The sequence below is a fragment of the Pseudomonas sp. G5(2012) genome, from assembly GCF_000408945.1.
In the GTDB taxonomy this organism is placed as follows: domain Bacteria; phylum Pseudomonadota; class Gammaproteobacteria; order Pseudomonadales; family Pseudomonadaceae; genus Aquipseudomonas; species Aquipseudomonas umsongensis.
In genome coordinates this window covers 1-685 of record NZ_APIO01000212.1, presented here as the reverse complement: position 1 = coordinate 685, position 685 = coordinate 1, and the positions used below count along the sequence as shown (strand labels likewise).

The following is a 685-nucleotide window of genomic DNA, read 5'->3' as shown; positions in this document are numbered from 1 at the left end:
ACTACGGCCCCTTCTGGCGCTTCAAAGTCCGCCTGCTCCTGGTCGTCGGCGAACCCGAGCAGATCGAAGCCATCGCCCCCGGACTGACCACCCGACAGTTCCTGCATGGGCAGGACACCGTGCTGCTCCATGGTGGCAGCGTACAGTCGCCAACCCTGTTCAGCCAATGGCAGGGCTTGAGCCGCTGGCGTGCTCTCGATGGCGTGGTCTGGGCCTTGAACAAGCAACAATCCACCGACGCCGCAACGCTGGGCGACAGCGTGCGGCGCCTGCGCGATCTGGCGCGGACGCTGCATTGGCAGTTGCCGCTGCACCTGTGGCAGGTCTGCGACACTCAATGGGACCAGTCCATGCGGCAGACGCAGGCGGTGGGTTGCGCGTTGCCCGCCGACTTCACCGCGGTGGAGTTGGAGAGCCGCCTGAATCAATTGCTCGAGCCCTTGCGTCAGGAGGGTCTGGAGCAGATGCGCGGACAGATACCGCATGACTTTTTGCTGCGCCTGTCCCGTGATTTGCAAGTCGAGGGCATTCCCCGCTGGCGGCAGGCGCTGGCACCGTTGCTCGGTGAGTTTGCCGGGGGCGTGCCGTTGCACGGGCTGTGGTTCAGTCTGCCATTACCGGCGGTGGCGGCGGATCCCCATGACCGCGATCATTTCTGGTCGGTAGCGCCGGTGTGGCACGGCGT

General features: G+C 65.4%; 1 pseudogene. It reads left to right on the top strand.

Features of this window, described 5'->3' with window-relative positions:
- Nucleotides 1-685: pseudogene (locus PG5_RS34560) on the top strand (type VI secretion protein VasK); the annotation flags it as partial.